The sequence below is a fragment of the Sphingopyxis sp. UBA6723 genome (assembly GCF_002454115.1).
In the GTDB taxonomy this organism is placed as follows: Bacteria; Pseudomonadota; Alphaproteobacteria; order Sphingomonadales; family Sphingomonadaceae; genus Sphingopyxis.
The window spans coordinates 490,524-504,042 of sequence record NZ_DKIH01000010.1 but is presented as its reverse complement, the minus strand read 5'-3'; the positions used below and the strand labels follow the sequence as shown (position 1 = coordinate 504,042).

General features: G+C 64.6%; 14 protein-coding genes. 9 read left to right on the top strand and 5 right to left on the bottom strand.

What is annotated here, in order from left to right:
* Positions 1–119 precede the first annotated feature (119 nt).
* Positions 120–1,460, bottom strand: coding sequence for a murein transglycosylase A (locus B4F07_RS11050; RefSeq protein WP_293697532.1), 1,341 nt, complete (start codon positions 1,458–1,460; stop codon positions 120–122).
* 5 nt (positions 1,461–1,465) lie between these two features.
* Positions 1,466–2,176, bottom strand: coding sequence for a Tim44/TimA family putative adaptor protein (locus B4F07_RS11045; RefSeq protein WP_293697530.1), 711 nt, complete (start codon positions 2,174–2,176; stop codon positions 1,466–1,468).
* Positions 2,177–2,381: 205 nt separating this feature from the next.
* On the opposite strand from B4F07_RS11045, the gene secB reads away from it, so the two are divergent.
* The 4 genes from secB to B4F07_RS11025 all read left to right on the top strand — a co-directional run bounded on the left by secB (position 2,382) and on the right by B4F07_RS11025 (position 6,497).
* Positions 2,382–2,900 carry a protein-export chaperone SecB gene (gene secB / locus B4F07_RS11040; RefSeq protein ID WP_293697528.1) on the top strand — a complete coding sequence of 173 codons (519 nt, stop codon included), beginning with the start codon at positions 2,382–2,384 and terminating at the stop codon, positions 2,898–2,900.
* 135 nt (positions 2,901–3,035) lie between these two features.
* Entirely contained in the window at positions 3,036–4,628 is a 1,593-nt protein-coding gene (gene murJ, locus B4F07_RS11035; protein ID WP_349681326.1) for a murein biosynthesis integral membrane protein MurJ, read from the top strand.
* Between the two features lie 13 nt (positions 4,629–4,641).
* Positions 4,642–5,640: a tryptophan--tRNA ligase gene (gene trpS / locus B4F07_RS11030; protein ID WP_293697536.1), complete on the top strand. Its 999-nt coding sequence runs from the start codon at positions 4,642–4,644 to the stop codon at positions 5,638–5,640.
* 158 nt (positions 5,641–5,798) lie between these two features.
* Positions 5,799–6,497: a DUF4136 domain-containing protein gene (locus tag B4F07_RS11025; protein ID WP_293697534.1), complete on the top strand. Its 699-nt coding sequence runs from the start codon at positions 5,799–5,801 to the stop codon at positions 6,495–6,497.
* Positions 6,498–6,907: 410 nt separating this feature from the next.
* On the opposite strand, the gene dnaA is transcribed toward B4F07_RS11025, so the two are convergent.
* The 3 genes from dnaA to mutM form a co-directional block, all read right to left on the bottom strand.
* Complete coding sequence (dnaA, locus tag B4F07_RS11020; RefSeq protein ID WP_293704770.1) at positions 6,908–8,266, bottom strand: chromosomal replication initiator protein DnaA; 1,359 nt, start codon at positions 8,264–8,266, stop codon at positions 6,908–6,910.
* Between the two features lie 505 nt (positions 8,267–8,771).
* Positions 8,772–9,035 (bottom strand): 30S ribosomal protein S20, encoded by a 264-nt coding sequence (gene rpsT, locus B4F07_RS11015; RefSeq protein ID WP_293704768.1) that lies wholly within the window; start codon positions 9,033–9,035, stop codon positions 8,772–8,774.
* A 187-nt stretch (positions 9,036–9,222) separates the two neighbouring features.
* Complete coding sequence (mutM, locus tag B4F07_RS11010) at positions 9,223–10,035, bottom strand: bifunctional DNA-formamidopyrimidine glycosylase/DNA-(apurinic or apyrimidinic site) lyase (RefSeq protein ID WP_293704766.1); 813 nt, start codon at positions 10,033–10,035, stop codon at positions 9,223–9,225.
* A 92-nt stretch (positions 10,036–10,127) separates the two neighbouring features.
* Here mutM and B4F07_RS11005 point away from each other — a divergent pair, with 92 nt between their 5' ends.
* The 5 genes from B4F07_RS11005 to B4F07_RS10985 are packed head-to-tail and all read left to right on the top strand — an operon-like array spanning position 10,128 to position 13,517.
* The gene (locus tag B4F07_RS11005; protein ID WP_293704764.1) at positions 10,128–10,865 is read left to right on the top strand and encodes a class I SAM-dependent methyltransferase; all 738 of its coding nucleotides are present in this window, start codon (positions 10,128–10,130) and stop codon (positions 10,863–10,865) included.
* Complete coding sequence (gene ubiB, locus B4F07_RS11000) at positions 10,862–12,406, top strand: 2-polyprenylphenol 6-hydroxylase (RefSeq protein ID WP_293704778.1); 1,545 nt, start codon at positions 10,862–10,864, stop codon at positions 12,404–12,406. The genes B4F07_RS11005 and ubiB overlap by 4 nt, the downstream gene beginning before the upstream one ends.
* Before the next feature lie 34 nt (positions 12,407–12,440).
* Positions 12,441–12,926 (top strand): hypothetical protein, encoded by a 486-nt coding sequence (locus B4F07_RS10995; RefSeq protein WP_293704762.1) that lies wholly within the window; start codon positions 12,441–12,443, stop codon positions 12,924–12,926.
* A gap of 34 nt (positions 12,927–12,960) precedes the next feature.
* Entirely contained in the window at positions 12,961–13,221 is a 261-nt protein-coding gene (locus B4F07_RS10990) for a type II toxin-antitoxin system CcdA family antitoxin (RefSeq protein ID WP_293701014.1), read from the top strand.
* A complete protein-coding gene (locus B4F07_RS10985; RefSeq protein WP_293704760.1) occupies positions 13,221–13,517 on the top strand; it encodes a CcdB family protein in 297 nt (98 codons plus the stop codon). Before B4F07_RS10990 ends, B4F07_RS10985 begins: the two co-directional genes overlap by 1 nt.
* The last annotated feature ends 2 nt before the right edge of the window (positions 13,518–13,519 follow it).

The following is a 13,519-nucleotide window of genomic DNA, read 5'->3' as shown; positions in this document are numbered from 1 at the left end:
TCGTCGGCGGCGCGGCGGGCGCAAGCGGAGCTTTCGGCTTCGCCAGCGGCTTGACCGTCGCCGCGACCTTTTTCCACAGCGCGTTTTCGTCGGGATCGAGCCGCCGCGCCATGGCGGCGTCAGCGCGCCGGGATCAGCCGCGCGATGCTGGCGCGCGGGAGCAGCAGCAACGCCGAACCGCGCGCCGCCATGCCGCCGGCGATCGCGCGCGCCTCTTCGCCCGCGCCCCAGAAGCTGTCGAAGCGGTTGGCGCCCTTGATCGCGCCGCCGGTATCCTGCGCGATCCACAGGCCGTTCGGTTCGGCACGGTCAAGCGAGAGGAAGACGGGGGCGCCGAGCGGCACATATTTGGGATCGGCGGCGACGCTGGCGCGGCCGGTCACCGGCAGCCCCATGGCACCGAGCGGGCCGGGGCCGGTGAGTTCGCGGAAGAACACCCAGCTGGGATTCTCGTTCATCACCGCCGCGCCGCGCACCGGGTCGGCGCGCAGATAGTCGAGGATGCCCTGCATCGAGGCTTGGCCGCGCTGCAATTCGCCGCGGTCGAGCAGCAGCTTGCCGATGCCGACATAGCCGCGGCCATTCTGCGTGTCATAACCGATCCGCATGATGCCGCCGTCGGGCAGGCGCAGACGGCCCGATCCCTGCACTTGCAGGAAAAAGAATTCGGCGGCGTCGGCGGCATACGCGATTTCGAGCCCGCGGCCTTCGAGCGCGCCGCTTTCGATCGCGGCGCGATCATAATAACGCACCAGCTTGCCGCCATCGACGCGGCCGCGGATCGTGCGGCCTTTCAGATCGTCCGCAAACTGGCCGAGATCGACATCGACCAGATCGGCGGGGCGGCGATAGATGGGGACGTCGTAACCGGGGCGTTTCGTGCGCGATCCGGCGATTTCGGGTTCGTAATAGCCGGTGACGAAGGCGGTGCCGGTGCCGATCTGCACCGTGCCGAAATAACGGGCAAAGAAGGCCGCGGCATCGCTGTCGGCCCAGTTTTTCGCGGCATTGCAGCTTTCGGTCCAGTCGGCGCCCTGCGTCAGCCCGCTGGCGTCAGCGCGACGCTGGACCGAGGGGCAACTGATGCGGAAGGCGGCGAGTGCGGTGGTCGCCTGTTCGGCGGTCACGCCAAGGGTAGCGAAATCGGGACCGGCGATGACGCCGCTGGTCGCGGCGGTCGTCGCGTCGGTCGGCACCGCGGGCGCTGGCAAGGGCACGCGCGGGGTAGCGGGGATCGGCTGAGCCGCAACGCCGCCGCTTTCGGACGGGCGCGGCTGATAGGGACGCGGGGTGCCCACGGCGGGGCTGGCGGCAGGCGGCGGCGCGGGCGTGTCGGCGACGGGCCGATCGCCCGAATCGGGGATCACCGACGCGCAGCCCGCGAGGAGCGGCAGCGCGGTGAGAAAGATGAATCCGAAAACCCGCGTCCGGCGTCTCCCGGACGAGTACACCGTGGGCATCGCCGTCAGGCTGCTTCGATTTCGTCGAGCAGCCAGTTGGGATCGTCGCTGCCGATCGCGCGGCGGAAGGTCCAAAGGTCGTCGGTGCGCGACGCATCGCTCATCGACCCCGCGATCAGCTTGCCGTCGGCGTCGCGCGTGATCGCGCTGATGTCGGCCTGATAGCGCACGGTGATCCGCGCTTCCTTGCGGTCCATTTCGACCGCTGTAATCTTGGCCGATTCGATGCCGACCAAGCGATTCTCCAGCTTTTCGCCGCGCGCGTCGCGCGCTTCGATCGCTTCGACAAAGGCTTCGTAGCTGTCGTCGTCGCACAGGTCGCGCAGCGTGTCGCGGTCGCCCTTCCAATAGGCTTCGAGGATCATGCGGTACGCCGCTTCGGCGCCTTCCATGAACCGGCCGGCATCAAAGTTGCGGTCGCTGGCGAGCAGCTGGCGAAGGCCGATTTCGGCGGCGGGTTCGTAAACGAGGCCCGACGTGTCCGCAGTCGCGGCGGTCGGCGATGGCGACGTTTCGCCGTCCTCCAGACGCACCGGTGACGGCGCCGCACGCTCATCGCGGCGCGGCAGCACGGGTTCCTGCTCATGTCCGGTGCGCTTGCCGAGTACCGAGTACAGCCGCATCCCGAGAAAGGCGGCAATCATGGCGAGCAAGACGATCGAAAAAGCAGTCACGGGCAAAAGTCCAATGCGGGCAATGGAAACATAAGAACCCATACATAGGCGATGCATGGCCAAGTTTCAAACGCCATGGCCCCGGCGGCGCGGCAGGTCAACGATTCGCCCCTGACCCATGCGCCGCCGCGATCCCATTGTGCTGGCTGGCGTGCGCTGCTAAGCGCCCCCGCAACCGTCTGCCGCGGGCCCGAAACGGCCTGTGGCACGGATCCCGTTTCATCTTTTCGAGCGAAAGCATTGCACCATGGCTGACGAGACCAGCGCCGACATCAACAACCCCGCCCTGCAGCCCAATGGCGAAGACACGAGCCCGGCGATCGGCCTGATCTCGCAATATGTCAAAGACCTGTCGTTCGAAAATCCGAACGCGCCCGCGGTGTATCAGTGGCAAGATGCGCCGCAGATCGACGTCCAGTTCAACATTGCCGCCGAAGGCGTCGGCGACCAGCTGTTCGAAGTGTCGCTGAAGATCGACGTCACGTCGAAGACCGACGCGGGCACGATGTTCGTGATCGAGCTGAAATATGCCGGCCTGTTCGGCGTCCGCAACGTCCCCGAAGACCAGTTGCAGCCGTTTTTCCTTGCCGAAGCGCCGCGCATCCTGTTCCCCTTTGCCCGCCGCGTCGTCGCCGATGCGGTGCGCGACGGCGGTTTTGCACCGCTGCTGCTCGAACCGATCGATTTCCACGGCCTGTTCATGCAGCAGGTCCAGCAGGCCGAAGCCGGGCAACTGGGCGACGCCGTGCCGGTTGGCCAGGCGTAGGTCTTCCATTTCCTCTGAAATGCCTTCTGTGAGGTGTGTTCCCCCGCGAAGGCGGGGGTCCATCTCCGGCCAGTTTAAATTAGCACCGACCGGAGATGGGTCCCCGCCTTCGCGGGGACACGGTGCTATAATTCTGTGCGGTTTCGCCCCATGAGCGGCCTGCTCAAAAGCGTCGGGACGATCGGCGGGCTGACAATGGTCAGCCGCATTTTCGGTTTCGCGCGCGACATGCTGCTCAGCCGCATCCTCGGCGCGGGCGGGGTCGCCGATGCGTGGCAGCTGGCGTTCCAGCTGCCCAACATCTTTCGCCGCCTGTTCGCCGAGGGCGCCTTTGCCGCCGCCTTTGTCCCGCTGTTCAACCAGCGGATGACGAAGGAGGGCGACCATAGCGAAGCACGCGCCTTTGCCGATGCGGTGCTGGCAGTGCTGATCCCGATCCTGATCGTCTTTTCGGCGCTGCTGCTGATCGTGATGCCGTGGATCATGCATCTGTTTGCGAGCGAGGCGCTGCGCGCCGACCGCGAAAAATTCGACCTGACCGTCGCCATGGCACGCATCGCCTTTCCCTATCTGGCGTTTATGAGCGTTGCGACGCTGTTCGCGGCGATCCTCAACAGCCTGTCGCGCTTTGCCGCAGCAGCGGCGGCGCCGATCCTGCTCAATATCTGCCTCGTCGCCGCGCTGCTGATCGGGATGGCGACGGGTGACGGCGGCGAAGCGGCCAAAGCCGCGACCGGCCTGTATCTCGCCATTTCGGTCTCGATCGCCGGGCTGTTCCAGCTTGTCTGGCTGCTGTTCTGGGTACGGCGCTCGGGCTTTCGGCCCGCGCTGCGCCGCCCGCAGCTTACCCCCGGCGTGCGCGAAATGGGGGTGTTGATCCTGCCCGCGGTGTTCGGCGCCGGGGTCTATCAGATCAGCCGCTTCGTCGATCTGTTCTTCATCGCGATGCTGCCCGACAAGAGCATCACCTATCTGGCGATGGCCGACCGCCTCAACCAGCTGCCGCTCGGCATCATCGGCATCGCGCTAGGGACCGCGATCCTGCCCGCATTGTCGCGCTTCGTCGCGCTCGATGACCGCGACGGCGCATCGCGCCTGCAAAGCAATGCGGTCGAGCTTGCGATGCTGCTGACCGTTCCGGCGGCGGTCGCGCTGTTCATTGCGGGACCGGCGATCACCAGCGCCTTTTACGTCGGCGGACAATATAGCGTCGCCGACGGGCTGGCGACCGGCGCCGTCGTCGGCGGGCTGGTCGTCGGCCTGCCAGCCTATGTGCTCGTGAAAGTGCTGGTGCCCAATTTCTTTGCGCGCAAGGACACCCGCACCCCGGTGTGGACCGCGGCGATTTCGCTGCTGATCAACATCGGTCTAAACTTGGCGCTGATCCCCTCGCTCGGCATCGTCGGGCTGGCGTTGGCGGGGTCGATCGCGGCGTGGTGCAATGTCGCGATGCTTTACGCGATCCTGCACCGCAGAGGCTTGTTTCGCCTGACCGGCCGGGTCGCCGGACGGATCGCGCGCATCATCCTCGCCGCCGCGGCGATGGCTGTCGCGCTCATTTATGCGATCCCGTTGGCGGGTGACGCCTTTGTCGGCGGGGTGGTCGAGCGGATCGTCGCGCTGGGTGCGATTGTCGGGCTGGGCGCGGTCATATTCTTTGGTTGCGCCATGCTGTTCGGCGTGGTCAATCGCGACACCATCGGCCAGCTGCGCCGACGCAAACTCTAACGGGATAGATATGATGCGGACGTTATCGGGCATTCAGCCCACCGGAAACTTGCACCTGGGCAATTATCTGGGCGCGATCCGCAACTGGGTGCGGATGCAGGACGAGATGCCAGGCGAGAAGCTGTATTTCCTGGCCGACCTGCACGCGATCACCGTCCATAACGATCCCGCCGAGCTGACCGCGAACACGCGCGAGATGGCGGCGGCGCTGATGGCGGCGGGGATCGACCCGGCCAAGGCGATATTGTTCAATCAGGCGCGCGTTCCCGCCCATGCCGAGCTGGGCTGGCTGCTGTTCTGCACCGCGCGCATTGGCTGGCTGAACCGGATGACTCAGTTCAAGGAAAAATCGGGCAAGAACCGTGAGGGCGCCAGCGTCGGGCTGTACGCCTATCCGGTGCTGCAGGCCGCCGACGTCCTGCTCTACCAGACGACGCACGTCCCGGTCGGCGACGACCAGAAACAGCATCTGGAGCTTGCGCGCGACATTGCGACCAAGTTCAACCTCGATACGGGAACCGAGACGTTCACGCTCCCCGAACCGACGATTCCGAAGGCCGCCGCGCGGATCATGAGCCTGCGTGACGGATCGGCGAAGATGTCGAAGTCGGACCCGAGCGATGCGAGCCGCATCAACCTGGTCGACGACGCCGACACGATCATGGCAAAGATCCGCAAGGCGAAGACCGACGCCGAACCGCTGCCGTCAGAGGCCGCGGGGTTGGAAGGACGCGCAGAGGCGCGGAATCTGGTGTCGATCTATGCCGCGATGGCGGATGAGAGCGTCGATGCCGTGCTCGCACGCTTTGCCGGGCAGGGTTTCGGCGCGTTCAAGCCCGCGCTGGGGGAGCTGCTCGTGGAAAGCCTGCGCCCGATCGCAACGCGGCTGACAGCACTGAAATCCGATCCAGCTGCGATCGACGCGGCGCTGGCGGATGGCGCGGCCCGCGCGACCGCGCTGGCGCGGCCGACAATCGACGCCGCTTATACGGCGCTGGGGCTTTGCCGCTAAATTCCTGACCGGGCTTGCTAATTGGCGGCGGCACCCGATATCTTGTTTCGGAACCAAGCTGCGACAAACCGGGTTCAACCAAGGTTAAGCCGTTGCGGCTTAGTCTATGCGATAAGGGCGCGATTTTTGTGCGCCGCCACGATCACGGAGCCACCATGATGAGCAAGTTCAACCTTCGCCACCTCGGCCTCGCCGCGATGACCGGCGCTGCGCTGGCGATCGCCGGTTGCGCGACGCCGTTCAAGGCCGATGTCGCGCGTTTCCAGACCCAATTACCCGCGCCGCAGGGCCAGAGCTTTGTGGTCGAGGCCAATAATCCGGCGCTCGCCGGCGGGATCGAATTCAGCCAATATGCCAATCTGGTCGCGGGCGAGCTCACCCGCTACGGCTATCGCCCCGCCGCACCGGGCGAAAGCGCCGACCTGGTCGTCCGCATGGACTATGGCGTCGACAAGGGACGCGAGCGCGTTGTGTCGAGCCCCAGCTTTGGCGATCCCTGGTATGGCGGTTACGGCGGCTATTATGGCCGCGGCTTCTATCGCCCGGTCATCGTCGCTGGGCGCGGCGGGCGCCGTTACGTCTATGGCTATCGCGACCCGTTCCTGTGGGGCGGCTTTGGCCCTGGCTGGGGCGGCACGGACGTCAGCAGTTACACCGTCTACACCAGCGGATTGAATTTGCAGATCAACCGCGCCGCCGACGGATCGCGGCTGTTCGAAGGTCAGGCCGAGGCACAGTCGCGCGACAACAACCTGCAAACCATCGTCCCGAATCTGGTCGAAGCGATGTTCACCGGCTTCCCCGGCAATTCGGGCGAGCGGGTACGGATCACGGTGGCACCGCCCGAAAAGGGGTGAGATTGCCGCCAGACTGATGACAAAGGCCCGCCTTTCGGATGAGAGGCGGGCCTTTTGCTTTGGCGGGTGGGCAATGTCGGGGTGCGATGGGTTCTAGCCGTTGATCCTCCCTGTGGCGAAGCCATGGGGAGGTGGCAGCGCGGAGCGCTGACGGAGGGGCTTTGGCACTACCGTTGCTGCCCCTCCACCACGCCCTTCGGGCGCGGTCCCCCTCCCCATCGCTACGCGACAGGGAGGATTTTTCCTTAAAGTCATCCCGGACTTGATCCGGTATCCACAGCTGCACTGGCGTCCTGGATCCCGGATCAAGTCCGGGATGACGAAGGAGGCAGCCGTCCCTCGGCCCAAGGCGACCAAAACGTCTAACACTGTGCATAAACCCGGGGATAACCCCGGCACAACCCGGTGGATCAGCTGTTCAAACTGCGCCGGATCGCGGCGATTTCGGCGTCGAGTTCGCTGTCGGCGACGCGCAGCGCTTCGACCGTGCGGACCGCGTGGATCACGGTGCTATGGTCACGGCCGCCAAAGCGCCGCCCGATTTCCGGATAGGAGCGCGGGGTGAGTTCCTTGGCCAGATACATCGCGACCTGGCGCGGGCGCGCAATGGCGCGGACGCGGCGTTTTGAGGCCATTTCGCTCTTGTCGAGCCGGTAATGGGCGCACACGGCGCGCTGGATTTCGTCGATCGTGATCCGCGGGCGCGCGGTGCGGACATTTTCGGCGAGCCGGTCTTCGGCGAGCCTAAGGTCAACCGTCGTGCCGGTGAGCGCAGCATAAGCGAGCAGCTTGTTCAGCGCGCCTTCGAGTTCGCGAATGTTGCGGGTGAAATGCTTGACCAGATAGGCGACGACATCGTCGGGGACGTCGAGCATCGGCATCAGCGCCAGCCGCTGGCGGATGATGCGTTCGCGCAGGTCGTCCTCGGGCGCCTCGATATCGGCAACCAGCCCGCCCGCCAGCCGCGACAGCAGCCGTGCCTCGACCCCGTCGAGCATCGACGGCGGGCGATCGGCGGTGACCACCAGCCGCTTGCCCGCGGTCATCAGATCGTCGATCGTGTGGAGCAGTTCTTCCTGCGTCGAATTCTTGCCAATGACGAATTGCAGGTCGTCGAGCAGCAACAGGTCGGCGGCGCGCAGCCGTGCCTTGAACGCCATCATGTCGCCGCCGCGCATCGCCCCGACAAATTCCAGCATGAATTTTTCCGCCGACATCAGGATGATCGTCGCGGTCGGGTGCGCCGCGGCATAATCCTGTGCAATCGCCTGGAGCAGGTGGGTCTTGCCCTGGCCGGTGCCCGAGGCGAGGTAGAGCGGGTTGAATTGCGGCGCTTCGACCATCGCCATGCGGCGCGCAGCATTGGCAGCAAGGATGTTGCTGCGCGCGATGACAAAGCGGTCGAACGACAGCCGCGGGTCGAAAGGCGACGGAACGGCGTTCGCCGCCGGAACGGGCGTGTCGAAGGTCGGCAGCGGCGGGCTGGCCAAAATCGCGGCGCGGTCGCTCGCCCCGTTGCCGCCGCGCACGGTGACGCTGCGCACGGTGGGAAGGTGCTGGCGCCACGCCAGCTCGAGCCGGTCGCCAAAGCGTTCGTTGATCCAGTTCGCTGAAAACCGGCTGACGGTTTCGAGCGTCACCACACCCGATAAGGCGCAATAGTCACCAAAGCGGACGGGCTTCAACCAATGGTCAAAGGTGCGCGCACCCAGGTCGCGGCGCAAGCCTTCGGCAACGCGCGGCCAGAGCGCCGCGGCATCGCCGCTCATCGCTCTATCCCGTACGTCATAACCATTCCAACTCCCGCTGTCCGTCACGCCCGCACCGCCCCCGCTGATTCCCCTGCCCTCGATGCCTCCGCGCGGCCGCTCCCATGCCGATTCATCGCCTGCGCACAGGCGCAAGCATCCTGTCCGGGCCAAGCAGCCCGAAGACGAACGAATCATGTCGATGTGGCGGCCACCGGCGAAGGCCGACGACGCACCTGTCTAGTCAGGGCGCGCCGAGTCGATCAAGGGCTGGTCGTGTAAAAATACTGAAATAAAAATCTTGACTCGCCTCAGGTGCCTGAATCGCGTCAAAGCGTATTTTTTTCCTGTTTTTTCAGATGTTTAGCTATCTCTATCTGGCGCAATGTCAACGAATCGCCGTAATTCCGTCACTTACCGCGCTGCAACAGTTTTGCCATCGCATCGTCATAATCTCAGGCACAAAAAAAGACCCGCGGGCACGGTGCCGGCGGGTCTTTTTTGTTCCCTTTCGGGACAAGCGCAATCAGGCGATCGCGTTCACGCTCTTGGTCAGGCGCGAGAATTTGCGCGCGACAGTGTTTTTATGCAGCACGCCCTTGGCGACGCCGCGTGCCATTTCGGGCTGCGCAGCCTTCAGTGCGGTCGCCGCGGCGTCCTTGTCACCCGCGATGATCGCGTTCTCGACCTTCTTCACCAGCGTGCGAATGCGCGAAACGCGATTCTTGTTCACGACGGTGCGCGCGGTGTTGCGGCGGATGCGCTTTTTTGCCTGCGGCGTATTGGCCATAAATTCCTCGGTTTCCAAACGGTCTAAGTCAGTCGGAGCGCAGCGTCACCGGAGCAGCCGAATCGCGCGTGTGCAGCGAATCAATGTCCGGATACGGCCGGTTCCGGTAACCCGGACCCTGCTCGAAGGGTGCGCGCATAGCCAGACAGCCCCGGTTGGTCAATCATTTTTGCAGCAAATGCGCGCGTCACCGCTGGCATTTGGGGCAATAAAAGGTCGAACGGCCGCTCTGGACGATTCGGGCGATCGTGCCGCCGCATTGGCACGCATCGCCCTCACGGCCATAGACGCGCCAGTCCTTGGCGAAATAGCCGAGCTCGCCGTCCGGCTGTTTGTAATCGCGCAGGGTCGAACCGCCAGCGGCGATCGAGGCCTCCAACACCGCCTTGATCGCCGGGACCAACGCCGCGAGCTTGACCCGTGTGACGTCGGCGGCGGCGCGGGTCGGCGCGATGCGCGCCATGTTCAGCGCCTCGCACACATAGATGTTGCCCAGCCCCGCGACGATCGTCTGATCGAGCAGCATCGCCTTGATCGGCGCGCGGCGCCCCGCCAGCACCCGTCCCAGATAGGCCGCGTCGAACGCGCCCGACAAGGGTTCGGGACCGAGGGACACAAACGCCGGAAAGCCGGTCAGCGGATCGCCCGCGACCAGATCGACCGAGCCGAAGCGGCGGGGATCGTGGAGCATCAGCCGCTGCCCCGCCGCGGTGTCGATCAGCAGATGGTCGTGCTTGCCGGGCTCAGCGTTGCCGATCCGCCAGCTGCCCGACATGCCAAGGTGAAAGATCATATGGTCGCCGCGGTCGGTGGCGATGATCCCATATTTGGCGCGGCGCGACAGCCCGGTAACGATCGATCCGGTCAGCCGCTGCGCCAGATCGACCGGGAACGGACGGCGCAAGTCGGGGCGCAGCGTCGACACGCGCATCAGCCGCTGGCCGGTGAGATGCGGGGCGAGGCCGCGAACGGTGGTTTCGACTTCGGGAAGTTCGGGCATATCGGGACCCGGCTACGCGCCATTTGCGTGGGCGGCAAGGCCTCGCTAAAGCGCATCAGCAGTTCCGCATCTCCCCACAAAGGCGCACAACGATGGCCACCCCCGACACCGTCAGCTTTGGCTATGAACAGGTTCCGGCGACCGAAAAAACCGCCAAGGTCGGCGAGGTGTTCAGCCGCGTCGCGCGCAAGTACGACATCATGAACGATGCGATGTCGGGCGGGATGCACCGGCTGTGGAAAGACCGCTTCGTGCGCCGGGTCAAACCCCGCGCCGGCGAGGCGATCCTCGACATGGCCGGCGGCACCGGCGACATCGCTTTTCGCATGGAGCCGTCGGGCGCCAGCATCACCGTCGCCGACATCAACCCCGACATGCTGGGCGTTGGCATGGAACGCGCCGCCGAGCGCGGCATCGATTCGCTGGTGTGGAGCGAGCAGAATGCCGAAACGCTGTCGTTCCCCGACCAGTTTTTCGACGCCTATACGATCGCCTTTGGTATCCGCAACGTCACCGACATTCCCGCGGCGCTGAAGGAAGCGCACCGCGTGCTGCGTTATGGCGGTCGCTTTTTCTGCCTGGAATTTTCGACCAACGAATGGCCGGGCTTCGCGCAGGCTTACGACGCCTATTCGCACCGCGTGGTGCCCAAGCTGGGCAAGCTGATCGCGCAGGACGAGGACAGCTATCGCTATCTGATCGAATCGATCCGCCGTTTCCCGCCGATGCCCGAATTTGCCAAGATGATCGGCGCTGCGGGCTTCACGTCGGTAAAGGTCGAGTCGATCATGGGCGGGCTGGTCGCGATCCACAGCGGGTGGAAAGCTTGACCCGTCCCGTCACCCATATCCTGCGCCTGCTGAAGTGGGGCCGCATCCTCGCGCGCCACGGGGCGCTGCGCGGGATCGAGACCGCGCCGCAGACGCCCCCGGGGGTGAAGCGATTGTGCCGGATTGCGCGCTTCGGCACGGTGCAGCCGAAAATTCCCGACTATGCCGCGGCTTTCCAGGCGATCGGCCCCGCCGCGGTCAAGCTGGGCCAGACGCTCGCGACGCGTCCCGACCTGGTCGGCGAGGATGCCGCGCGCAACCTGCTGAGTTTGCAGGATGCGCTGGCGCCCGTCGCGTTCGACCGCATCCGGCAGGAGATCGAGGCGACCTTCGAGGTACCGCTCGAAAGCCTGTATCGCGAATTCGATCCCGACCCCGTCGGCTCGGCGTCGATCGCGCAGGTCCACCGCGCCGTCACCACCGAAGGCCGTCCGGTCGCAGTCAAGATCCGCCGCCCCGGCATCGACAAGCAATTCGCGCGCGATATCGAAACCTATGAATGGGCAGCAGCGCATCTGGAAGCGCTCGGCGGCGAAGCGACGCGGCTGCGCCCGCGACAGGTCATCGCCAATTTCCGCCGCTGGACCCTGCGCGAACTCGACCTGCGCCGCGAAGCGGCGTCGGCGTCCGAACTCAAGGACGCGATGGTCGGAGTGCCGACCTATGAAGTCCCGGCGATCGACTGGGACCGCACCACCAGCAAGGTGATGACGCTCGACTGGATCGACGGCGTCAAGATTTCGCGCCGCGACGACCTGATTGCCGCAGGCCACGACATGGAGGCGCTTGCCCGCAATCTGGTCCACGCCTTCCTGCGCCAGGCGATCGCCGAGGGATTTTTCCACGCCGACATGCATCAGGGCAATTTGTTCGTGAAGGCCGACGGGACGATCGCCGCGGTTGATTTCGGCATCATGGGGCGGATCAACCGGCAGGCGCGCTATTGGCTCGCCGAGATCCTCTATGGGCTGACGACGGGCAATTACCGCCGCGTCGCCGAAATCCACTTCGAGGCGCAGTACGTCCCCGATTATCACAATGTCGAGGAATTCGCGACGGCGCTGCGCGCGGTTGGCGAACCGATGCGCGGCAAACCGGTGAGCGAGCTCAGCGTCGGTCAGATGCTCGACGGGCTGTTCGCGATTACGCGCGATTTCGACATGCAGACTCAACCGCACCTGCTGCTGCTGCAAAAAACGATGGTAATGGTCGAGGGCGTCGCGACGATGCTGAACCCGCAGATCAACATGTGGGACGTGTCAGGACCGTTCGTGAAGGAATGGATCCGGGGAGAACTCGGCCCCGAAGCCGCGCTTGCCGACGGGATCCGCGAACAGGGCAAGACGCTGGCGCTGATCCCCGACATCATCCGGCGCCTTGATGCGCAATTGCCGCGAAAGGGCGCCGCCCCGCCCGCGCCGCCGCTGCCCGAAATCCCGCTGATGTGGGAGAGGGGCGAGAAGCAGCGCTGGTGGCGTTACGTACTGACCGCACTGGCGGCGGGCGCCGCCGGGGCGCTGGGCATGGCCTGGTGGGGATAGCGTGGCGGCGGAGGGCGAGCTGCATCGACTAACGATGATGGGCGCCCTCGGCTTCGGCTTGCTGACGGCCATTGCGACGGGATTGTTTGGCATATTGTTGCTGATCGCGGTGATGGTTGCCGCCGATCCCTCGGAGTTGATCGCCGATCCAAGCGGGGCCATTGCCACATTTATTGTGTTGCTGTTCACCGGGTCGATCTTGGCCATTTGTCTGGCGGTCGTGATCGGCTGGATTCCGATTGCGATCATCGGCTGGCTTTGCGCCCGCGGGGCGGTGGGCTGGCCGCTGATGCGCCGCCGCACTCTATGGGCAGGAATTGGTGCCGTAGCGGGCGCTTTAAGCTTGGCGCTGGCAAGCGGGGCATTGCAGGATTTCGTTACCAATCCCGACCGCTACCATGGCGAAAATTTCCTTGGCATGCTGGTATTTGGCGGCGCATGCGGCGTCTTTGCATCGTTGATCTTCTGGCGGCTCACGCGCCGGACGCAATCCATCGGCGGACCGATTGACGTTTCATAACTATGCGCATAATTTATGCGCAAGGAGAATGGCGATGAACCGTCCAGCGCGATTTGAAGCGGTGAAAAAAGCGATCCCGAAAAAGCCCACCAATGTATCGCTCAGCGTTGACCTGGTCGAAGAAGCCAAGCGACTTGGTATCAATGTCAGTGAAGCCTGCCAATCGGGCCTCGCCGCCGGGGTCAAGAAGGCGCGCGAAGCCGAATGGCAGGAAGAGAATCGCGCGGCGATCGAATGGTGGAACGATTATGTCCGCGAAAACGGCCTACCGCTTGCGAAATACCGGCAGTTTTGATGGCACAATTCGACGTTCACCGCAGTCCACACGATGGTGCATTATTGCTTGATTGCCAAGCTGACCTGTTCAGGCATTTCGGCACCCGTGTTGTCATTCCGCTCTTGCCTTCGGAGGGCAAACCAAAAATGGACCGGCTACATCCCGTTTTCGCTATTTCTGGTAAGCAGCATTTGCTCGCAACCCCGTTGGCATCCGCCGTCGGAATCGACGATCTTGGACCTAAAATCGCGTCGCTCGCTGACCAGCGCTACGAAATCCTGAACGCCCTCGACATGCTTCTCACCGGTTATTGACG